Origin of the sequence: Glaciecola sp. HTCC2999, assembly GCF_000155775.1 — a bacterium.
In the GTDB taxonomy this organism is placed as follows: domain Bacteria; phylum Pseudomonadota; class Gammaproteobacteria; order Enterobacterales; family Alteromonadaceae; genus Opacimonas.
This window is the reverse complement of the sequence record NZ_DS989816.1, coordinates 26,101-35,872: the sequence shown is the minus strand read 5'-3', so window position 1 is coordinate 35,872 and position 9,772 is coordinate 26,101. Positions and strand designations below refer to the sequence as shown.

Sequence of the window (9,772 nt, the reverse complement as noted above, 5' to 3'; positions counted from 1 at the left end):
TTATTTACCTACCTTCATATCGCTAAAAAGGCGTCTTGTGGCAATTCAACATTACCTACTTGTTTCATACGCTTCTTACCGTCTTTTTGTTTTTGTAACAGTTTTTTCTTACGACTCACGTCACCACCATAACACTTCGCGATGACGTTTTTACGTAGCTGTTTGACCGTACTACGTGCTACAACATGTGTACCAATTGCGGCTTGGATAGCGATGTCAAACATTTGACGAGGAATCAATTCACGTAGCTTGTCTACTAAGTCACGACCACGATATTGGGCATTGTCTTTGTGCGTGATAATGGCAAGGGCATCAACACGCTCACCGTTAATCAGGATATCTAAGCGGCACATATCAGCGGGATTAAATTTTTTGAAGTTATAATCTAATGATGCAAAGCCTCGAGAAGTTGATTTTAAGCGGTCAAAGAAATCCAAAACCACTTCTGCCATAGGCAGTTCGTAAGTAACCGCAACTTGTTTACCATGATATGCCATATTGGTTTGCACACCGCGTTTTTCGATACATAAGGTAATGACGTTACCTAAGAATTCTGATGGTACTAAGATGTTCGCTTCCACAATCGGCTCACGAATTTCAGCGATATCGTTAATAGGCGGTAATTTAGACGGGTTATCCACGGTTAAGACTTCGTTTTTCGTCGTTAATACTTCATACACTACCGTAGGTGCTGTAGTAATTAGGTCCAAATCATACTCACGTTCGAGACGCTCTTGAATGATTTCCATGTGTAACATACCTAAGAAACCAATACGGAAACCAAAACCAAGCGCGGCTGAACTTTCCGGTTCATAAAATAATGAAGCATCATTAAGACTTAATTTAGCCAGGGCATCACGAAAATCTTCATATTCATCTGAACTGACTGGAAATAAACCCGCATAAACTTGCGGTTTAACCTTTTTAAACCCAGGTAACACTTCGGTAGCAGGGTTATTGGAAAGCGTGATGGTATCACCTACCGGGGCACCATGGATTTCTTTGATACCTGCGATGATAAAGCCCACCTCACCGCTGCGAAGTACCCCAGTATTGTTTGCTTTTGGCGTAAAAATACCGACTTTATCGACCTGATGAACAACGCCAGTTGACATGATTTTAATTTTATCTTTGCTAGTTAACTGTCCATCGATGACGCGTACTAATGAAACAACACCTTGGTAGTTATCAAACCATGAATCAATGATCAGAGCTTTTAATGGGGCATCTGGATCCCCTTCAGGCGGTGGTACTTTCGCCACAATCTCTTCTAATACTTCAGTAATACCCACGCCAGTCTTCGCGGAACATTGCACTGCGTCAAGCGCATCAATACCTACAATGTCTTCAATTTCTTCGGCGACTCGCAACGGGTCGGCTTGTGGTAAATCGATTTTATTTAGAATCGGGACCACTTCCATATCCATATCAATCGCCGTATAACAGTTGGCTAATGTTTGCGCTTCAACACCCTGTCCAGCATCGACGACTAATAGCGCACCTTCGCAGGCTGCAAGCGAGCGAGATACTTCATAAGTAAAATCGACGTGTCCTGGCGTATCAATGAAGTTAAGCTGGTAAACCTCACCATCGTTAGCCGTATAATTTAAAGTCACAGATTGCGCTTTAATCGTAATCCCACGTTCGCGTTCTAAATCCATAGAATCAAGCACTTGTGCTGCCATTTCACGATCAGTTAAACCACCACATTGATGAATAAGGCGGTCAGATAAGGTTGATTTACCATGATCAATGTGAGCGATAATCGAAAAGTTACGGATATTTTTATGTTGCATAAATGCTGAAGATACCTAGGTTAAATAATGCTATATCAGTAATGACATCCATACTGATAATTAATCGCGTGATTTTACCTTGAACCGAGGGTAAATGCGAATTTTACTGCATCAGATTGTAAGTAAAACACAACATACACTAATCAATCGTTTGTATTTTAATAGCTTGAACAGGGAATTGAGACTTCATCGGCAAAATTTTAATTAACGCGGGAGTCGATTGTTGTTGGTCAGCTTTTAATTTACCCGAAATGATGAAGAACGTCCCTATGGTCGACATTAATCCGACTAATAAAGCAACCAGCTCATGCCCAAAAGCAGTATCGGCTAATAACTCGATGCTCAAAGCAGTGGTAATAACAAAGACCATGATAGGTAATAAATACAAATAAAACGACACTTGTACCAAGCGGTTTTCAGTGATCCCTAACTCCACTTGTTGACCTACTGAGACTGTTTCATCGACCGTAAATTTAAATGCTTCGGCTTTGGGTGTGAAAAACTTAGCAACCACACTGGTACTGCAATTGCTTTCCGCCTGACAGCTGCCGCATGTTGTTTTAATCGCCGTAGATACCTCAATGACCTGCTCTTTGTGAGCATTGTGTGTAATATCGGTGATTATCCCTTGCTCAATAATCATGGGTTAGGTTGTACGTCGTTAGCTTCAACTGATGCTATCATCTGCATAATACGCTGTGCAGTCGCTGGCGGAATTTTACCTACCACTGAGACTTGGATATTATCGGTGACGCGCGATAAAAATGTCACTGCATCTTTAGTGAATAAGACATCTTCAGCTTGCTGATACGTTGCTTTTTGCAGATACACCGATACGTCAACCATACCATCGGATAATAAGATATATTCCACCACATCTTCGGTAATCGATAGGCGATGAATGTCTCGCTTAACCTGTTTCATTCCTAGTGGTAAGTGTGTGACTCCCCAGTTAAGACGAAATGATTTGGGTGGATTGATATGCATGACGGCAGGTAAATCTTTCAGTGCCATATCAACAAACGCATTATCGAGCGTATCAGTGATAGTTAGATTGGTCGCTTGTACTTGTTCGATTAAATCACCTTTCGCATTTACCATATTTAACTTTAACGGTAAAAATGATGCTGCATCCACCCATAAAATATAGTTATAACGGCTATTATCACGGCTCAAAACCCGAACTTGCCATGCTTCATTGCCTGCCACACGGCTTTTGCCTACCACAATAACTTCATAAGCTGTCGCAATGGCTTCAGGATAACGTATTAAATTATGTGCAAATGGACCATGAATATGTGACTGCAATAAAGAATGTGCTGACATATCAGGATTAAAATAACTGACCTGATTACCATAGCGTAGCGTTTTAGCGTTGGGACCATTCAGTTCACTGAGCATTTCTACAGGAACATCATCTTTGATGCCATGTTTCCACAAATAAGGGACTGGCTCAGCACCTGGACGATACACAATCAGCGTACTGGCATAATTAAGCGTATTTGTCGCTTCTGCCATTTTAGCTAACAGTTCCGGCGCTTCAATATTTGTCGCTTGGGGCATATTGTTAGCGGCTTGGGCATTGATCGGTAAACTGTATAATAAAAATAATACAGTGAAAAACGAAAAAAGCGACACTACCGAAAAGGCAGGTCGCTGTAATAAATATGGATGAGCCTGCATTAGTCTGGATTCACCTGCTTTTCGGATTGCTCGTTAGTGGTAATTTGGGCCGCTTGCAACCTGACTTGTTGCTGATGATCCACAAGCAATGCATTGATTCGTTTACGCTGTTCTAATAATGCCTGACGTTCATTTAACTGTTGTTCAGGGGTTTGAATAGTGCGTGATTGAGATAAACTTACTGGCGCTAATCCCCCTTGCGGACCTGATGTCGGTGCCGTCATGAAAGGCTGAGTCGCTTCAGTGTTGTAATTTTGCACACCTAAAATCATGACCGCTGCCACCCCCGCAGCCACAGCAAACTGAGAAGATTGTTTGCCTAATGAAACGACATTTTGCCATATTGGGATCACACGTGACTTAGTAGATGGAGCTAAGACAGTCGGTTCATCATCTAACGCATCAGCAATACTTTCCAACAAACTTTTATCGGTCAGTAGCACTTCGTCACCACGCAACGTGTCACCCATTAAGTGATAATCTTGCCATTTTTGTTGTAACTGAACATCGGCTTTGACATCATCAACACGAGTCGTCGATGCTTCACCATCGACCCATGCTGAAAGCTGTTCAAATTTTTCACTCATATGTCATCTCTCACTGTTATTGCTTGTGCAATATACGTTTATTTTAACTTTAGTATACCAATTACGTAAATAGTTCAATTTAATTCGTAATTTATTTATTATGAATTAATGGCGCGATAACCGCATCTATCGCTTCTCGGGCACGAAAGATCCGTGAACGCACTGTACCGACAGGACAACTCATAATCTCTGCGATTTCTTCATAACTCATACCTTCCATTTCACGAAAAGTGATCGCCACTCTTAATTCATCTGGTAAGCGCTCAATCGCACGTAACAATGCAGTTTCAATTTCTTTGGTCAGCAACTTACTTTCAGGTGAAGCAACTTCTCGCAAAGCATCGGCTCCCTCATAGAATTCAGCTTCTTGAGCATCAACATCACTCGCAGGAGGTTTACGCGATTGCGACACTAAATAATTTTTAGCACTGTTTACTGCAATGCGATAAAGCCATGTATAGAAGGCACTGTCACCACGAAAATTAGGTAATGCACGGTAAGCTTTAATAAACGCTTCTTGGGTAACATCTGCTACATCGCCATTATTTTTGATATAGCGTGACACAATATTCGTCACGCGATTTTGATATTTAAGGACCAATAAATTAAAGGCTTTTTTATCGCCTTCTTTGACTTTGTCAACAAGCTGTTGGTCGGTAAAATGTTCGCTCACTTGAGCTACTACTCCTGTGGTGCATGAAAGAAATGACATATATTTTGGCTGCGATTGATGTACATTTTACATCAATCGACACATAAAACTTAATTTATCGCACACTCAATGCCTTTTATAGACTGCCATTTATGATTAAAGTTCGTTATTATTCTTGTTTTTTAAAGATAAGTGAACTGAAACTTATCGTTATTAAGGTAAATGATTTTGTCGATTCAACATGCATGTGATGTATTAATTGTCGGAAGTGGTGCCGCTGGGTTAAGTGTAGCGCTAAGCTTAGCTGATCATAGCCAGGTGATTGTCTTATCAAAATCCAATATTAAAGAAGGATCGACGCGTTACGCCCAGGGTGGTATTGCAGCGGTCTTTGATGAAGAAAATGATTCTGTCGATTCGCATGTCCAAGATACGCTCATCGCAGGGGCTGGCTTATGTGATGAAGATGCTGTGCGCTTTACTGCCTCAAATGCAGCGGACGCCATGAAATGGTTGATTGATTTTGGTATGCCATTTGACCGTCTGGATGATAAGTCCGATGGCGAGTACCATTTAACCCGAGAGGGTGGCCACAGTCATCGCCGCATCTTACATGCAGCCGATGCAACAGGTGAAGCCGTTCAAGTCACCTTAGTAGATGCTGTTTTGCAACATCCCAACATTCATATTTTCGAAGATTATAACGCGATTGATTTAATTAAATCGCAGCATAACCCTGAACATGCTCTTGGGGCGTACGTCTATAATTGCCAAACTAAACGCGTTGAAGTCATTAAGTCACGGTTTGTGATATTAGCCACCGGCGGGGCCAGTAAGGTATATCAATATACCTCAAATCCTGATGTATCCAGTGGTGATGGCATTGCCATGGCGTGGCGAGCAGGTTGTTCTATCGCCAATATGGAGTTTAATCAGTTTCATCCTACATGTCTGTTCCATCCTGACGCTGGTACGTTTTTGATATCCGAAGCGCTACGCGGTGAAGGGGCGAAACTAGTGCATGCCGATGGTACACCATTTATGCATCAATTTGATGAACGCGGTGATTTAGCACCACGCGACATCGTCGCCCGAGCTATTGATTTTGAGATGAAACGACTTGGCCAAGATTGCATGTACTTAGATATCACGCATCAGTCTAATGATTTTATCATCAAGCACTTCCCAAACATTTACCGTAAATGTCGTTCTGTTGGTATTGATATTACACGTCAGCCAATCCCTGTGGTTCCCGCCGCACATTATAGTTGTGGTGGTGTGGTCACCGATAAACACGCTAAAACCGATTTAGACAACGTCTATGCGGTTGGTGAAGTAGCGTATACTGGCTTACATGGCGCTAATCGTATGGCGAGTAACTCTCTACTGGAGTGTATTGTGTTTGCACGTGCAGCAGCTCAACATATTCAAAGTAAGCTAAATAGTGCCGATTATTCTGAAGTAATTCCCGCATGGGATGAGAGCCGAGTCACAGATTCTGATGAAGAAGTTATTATCCAACATAACTGGCACGAACTGCGTCTCTCAATGTGGGATTATGTAGGTATTGTGCGCACGGATAAGCGCTTACAACGGGCTTTGCGTCGGATTGAGCTACTCCAACAAGAGATCCATGATTATTATTCTAATTTCCGCGTGTCTAATAATTTATTAGAGCTACGCAACTTAGTGACTGTCGCACAACTTATTGTCCTATGCGCAATGCGTCGCAAAGAATCACGCGGATTGCATTATAATTTAGATTACCCTGATATGTTACCAGAAGCGAAGCCCACAGTACTGAATCCAAACGACTTAAATAGCTAGTCTATTTATTACCATGATACTGTCATCTGTAAATAAGGTTTAGGAGCTTGTGTGCTGGTCACCCATAAAACGGCTTGATGGGGGGCTGATGGGTCAAGTGTAAATTCGAACTCAATCTGCGCAGGCAGGAATATCATCTGCATGAACTGCACGTCAATTTGTAATTGATTAGGGAGCGTCGGTGATATGTGTGCAGTTAGTTCCTTTTCCCACAACTGTTTAGCCACGACACTAAACGCTTTTGCTTTGGTCCACATGCCGTGAGCAATGTGACGTTTCAGACCAAAAAGTTTGGCACTGAGTGGATGTAAATGTATCGGGTTATAATCACCCGAAATTTTTGCATAGACTTTACCCAGGTCACTTGGTAACGCCAGTGGCTTATTCGTAATAATGGCATTGTCAGCACTCAGGATCTCTGGTTTAGGATAAGGTACTAGCCCTCCCTCGATGATGTCAGATTGACGCGCTAAGTTATGTGCTTCGATTTCTAAGACACACTCATCCCCACTCATCACGGTCGTCAATACACTGAACATATAGCCGCGTTTATGTGACCAGACTTTTCCAAATCGACTGGTCATCGTGACCCTTTCATGAGGCTCTACCCAACGATGCATCCTAATATGATTAGCCACATGGACCAAACCTAACGCTTTGAAAGGCTGGGCATCGTCTTTAAATAAATCTGCTTGTAATGCAATCGCGCGCATCGCAAACCAACAAGGATGGATAACGTTAAGTGACACAGACCAATCAACACAACAGTGATATTGATAAATATTATCAGCAAGATCACTCAGAGCAAATGTATTGCTAATTTCTAGGTCTGGCAGAACGGGTAATCTTTTACCTGAAGTGACCGCTTTATCACCAGAGTGAAACAACAACCTAAGCATAATGCTCCTTATTTTCATCACACACTTTTATCATTGCATGACGCATTAGTGTGTATGCCGAAGTGCAACAATAATGCGTGTCAGACGGCGAAAGCTTCGCTCTGATAATTGTGAACGATGAACAAAGCGGGTAAACGGCCCAAATACTAACATTAACCAACTGCCAAAATGATTCGACAGTGGGGATAACTGTGTTTGATATGTATTAAGACAGATACTTGCTTGATTGGGCAACCCTAAATGATGGGTAATAACCAGTTCATAGCGCAAATTAGAGCGTGACACCGAACGGGCCCATAATCCCTTCCAAGCAATAAAAAAGGTGATATGACTAGAACCTAATCGATTAGTCGCCATACACTTTAACGCGACGTAACACCATATCTACCATACCTGCCAATTCAGGATCATGACATTGCTGATGTCCCATGAACCATGCAAACAAATCAGGATCATCACAAGTTAACAAACGCTCAAACGTCAGTTTTTGACCGTCATCTAACTCATCAAATGCGGCTTCGACGAATGGTAAAAATAATACATCTAATTCGAGCATGCCTCGGCGACACGCCCATTTTAATCGGTTGACTCGTTTTTCCGTGAACATTCACTATCCTCAAGATTATCGTTATACGATACACATACTGCGTTTGATTTATGCCTCATGATAACGCAAATCGGTTTAAAATCATCTGTTCGTTAGTCTTGTTTACGCATTTATCTGTAAAAAAGTGACACATCATCTTGTTTTTTCTGGCAAGACACACATTATTATATAATGCTAACTCATAGGAAATTGTTTTGACTGAATTTACCCCACAATGGCAAGCCCATCTTCCTCATTTAGGTATTATTAAAATTACCGGTACTGATAAGGTCAAATATATTCAAGGTCAGGTTACATGTAATATCGAGACACTCAATTCAGAACGCTGGACTTTCGGCGCTCACTGCGATTTTAAAGGCAAAATGTGGAGTTTTTTCCAAGCCAGCTTCTGGGATGATGCGCTGTTATTAATTTGCCCTAAAGACGTCATTCCATCGGCGTTAAGCGAACTCAAAAAATATGGTGTATTCTCACAAGTAGAGATCGTCGATGCCTCCAACGAATTTTCATTCACCGGTAGCGGCAGTGATGCAGGTGAATATGGTCAAGTAACGTGTACTGATGAGCAATTAGTGTTATCGATGTCTAATCAAACCATTACACGTGCCCTTCATGTCAGCCGAGACAGCAGTGCAAATAGTGATTTGCCCGATGGCTCAGCCGTGTGGCAAGCTCTAGATATCCAATCGGGTATTGGTGCGATTACTTCATCTACGAGTAATGAATATGTACCACAGATTTTGAATTTACAGGCACTAGATGCAATTGATTTCAAAAAAGGCTGCTACATGGGTCAAGAAGTCGTTGCTCGTACAAAATATTTAGGTAAAAACAAACGCGCTGGCTATATTTTAAAGTGTCACTCACTCGTTAATATCCAAGCAGGTGAACTACTTGAGCTACAGGTCGGTGATAACTGGCGCAGAGGTGGACAGATTCTATCTAGCGGACAATGTGATGGCCATACGTATCTTTTTGCCGTTTTACCCAATGATACCGAAATAGATGTGCCCTTGAGACTCAAATCACAACCTGACATAATAGTATCAACGCAAGCGTTACCATACTCGTTAGACGCACAATAAAGGAACTGATTTACATGAATATTGCTAAAAATACCGTTGTTACCATGCACTACACTGTCGCAACGACTGACGGTACTCAAATTGATTCGTCTCGTGATGGCGAGCCTATGGTGCATTTACAAGGGAGTCAATATTTGATTCAAGGCCTAGAAGATGCGCTAAATGATAAAGTCAAAGGTGATACCTTTGTTACTGAAGTCAAACCAGAAGATGCTTATGGTGAACGTCATGAACAACTAGTGCAACATGTACCAAAGGCCATGTTTGGTGATAACGAAGTTAAAGTCGGTATGACGTTTCGTGCCAGTACAGATGAAGGCGAGCAAACCGTCATGATCGTCGATGAGACTGAGGATGAAGTGGTCGTTGATGGTAATCATCCACTCGCCGGCATGGATTTGACCTTCGATGTAGAAATCTTAGATGTACGCGCAGCAACAGATGAAGAAATTGAACATGGTCATGCCCATGGTGCAGGCGGTTGTGGCCATAGTCACTAAGCCTGTAGCGGTATAAAATAGTGACAAAAAAGGGTATCACTTAAATAGATACCCTTTTTTATATACTTATCGCCAGCATTTCAACTGAACAAACCTTAATTATAACGCCTCATCACCAGCTTCACCCGTACGGATG

At 41.9% G+C, this 9,772-nt stretch carries 10 protein-coding genes and 1 pseudogene; 3 read left to right on the top strand and 8 right to left on the bottom strand.

Annotated features, from left to right (window positions below; genetic code table 11):
- The 5 genes and pseudogenes from lepA to rpoE all read right to left on the bottom strand — a co-directional run bounded on the left by lepA (nt 1) and on the right by rpoE (nt 4,739).
- Nucleotides 1-1,796 (bottom strand): annotated as a pseudogene (gene lepA, locus G2999_RS11060) (translation elongation factor 4).
- Nucleotides 1,797-1,935: 139 nt separating this feature from the next.
- The gene (locus G2999_RS12720) at nt 1,936-2,439 is read right to left on the bottom strand and encodes a SoxR reducing system RseC family protein (RefSeq protein ID WP_010181776.1); all 504 of its coding nucleotides are present in this window, start codon (nt 2,437-2,439) and stop codon (nt 1,936-1,938) included.
- Complete coding sequence (locus G2999_RS12475) at nt 2,436-3,479, bottom strand: MucB/RseB C-terminal domain-containing protein (RefSeq protein WP_010181774.1); 1,044 nt, start codon at nt 3,477-3,479, stop codon at nt 2,436-2,438. The genes G2999_RS12720 and G2999_RS12475 overlap by 4 nt, the downstream gene beginning before the upstream one ends.
- Nucleotides 3,479-4,066 carry a sigma-E factor negative regulatory protein gene (locus G2999_RS11045; RefSeq protein ID WP_010181770.1) on the bottom strand — a complete coding sequence of 196 codons (588 nt, stop codon included), beginning with the start codon at nt 4,064-4,066 and terminating at the stop codon, nt 3,479-3,481. The genes G2999_RS12475 and G2999_RS11045 overlap by 1 nt, the downstream gene beginning before the upstream one ends.
- A 91-nt stretch (nt 4,067-4,157) precedes the next feature.
- A complete protein-coding gene (gene rpoE, locus G2999_RS11040; protein WP_010181767.1) occupies nt 4,158-4,739 on the bottom strand; it encodes an RNA polymerase sigma factor RpoE in 582 nt (193 codons plus the stop codon).
- 201 nt (nt 4,740-4,940) lie between these two features.
- Here rpoE and nadB point away from each other — a divergent pair, with 201 nt between their 5' ends.
- Nucleotides 4,941-6,545 carry an L-aspartate oxidase gene (gene nadB, locus G2999_RS11035; protein WP_010181766.1) on the top strand — a complete coding sequence of 535 codons (1,605 nt, stop codon included), beginning with the start codon at nt 4,941-4,943 and terminating at the stop codon, nt 6,543-6,545.
- An 8-nt stretch (nt 6,546-6,553) separates the two neighbouring features.
- Here the strand turns inward: nadB and G2999_RS12715 are convergent, their stop codons facing one another.
- From G2999_RS12715 to G2999_RS11020, 3 genes are read right to left on the bottom strand one after another with little or no spacing between them, the layout of a single operon-like run.
- Nucleotides 6,554-7,444: a MaoC/PaaZ C-terminal domain-containing protein gene (locus tag G2999_RS12715; RefSeq protein ID WP_010181764.1), complete on the bottom strand. Its 891-nt coding sequence runs from the start codon at nt 7,442-7,444 to the stop codon at nt 6,554-6,556.
- Between the two features lie 45 nt (nt 7,445-7,489).
- Nucleotides 7,490-7,801 carry a hypothetical protein gene (locus G2999_RS11025; protein WP_010181761.1) on the bottom strand — a complete coding sequence of 104 codons (312 nt, stop codon included), beginning with the start codon at nt 7,799-7,801 and terminating at the stop codon, nt 7,490-7,492.
- Nucleotides 7,791-8,051: a succinate dehydrogenase assembly factor 2 gene (locus G2999_RS11020; protein ID WP_010181759.1), complete on the bottom strand. Its 261-nt coding sequence runs from the start codon at nt 8,049-8,051 to the stop codon at nt 7,791-7,793. The genes G2999_RS11025 and G2999_RS11020 overlap by 11 nt, the downstream gene beginning before the upstream one ends.
- A gap of 194 nt (nt 8,052-8,245) precedes the next feature.
- Here G2999_RS11020 and G2999_RS12465 point away from each other — a divergent pair, with 194 nt between their 5' ends.
- Together G2999_RS12465 and G2999_RS11010 are read left to right on the top strand one after the other, a co-directional pair.
- Nucleotides 8,246-9,136: a folate-binding protein YgfZ gene (locus G2999_RS12465; protein WP_010181757.1), complete on the top strand. Its 891-nt coding sequence runs from the start codon at nt 8,246-8,248 to the stop codon at nt 9,134-9,136.
- Nucleotides 9,137-9,150: 14 nt separating this feature from the next.
- A complete protein-coding gene (locus G2999_RS11010; RefSeq protein ID WP_010181755.1) occupies nt 9,151-9,636 on the top strand; it encodes a peptidylprolyl isomerase in 486 nt (161 codons plus the stop codon).
- Nucleotides 9,637-9,772 lie beyond the last annotated feature (136 nt).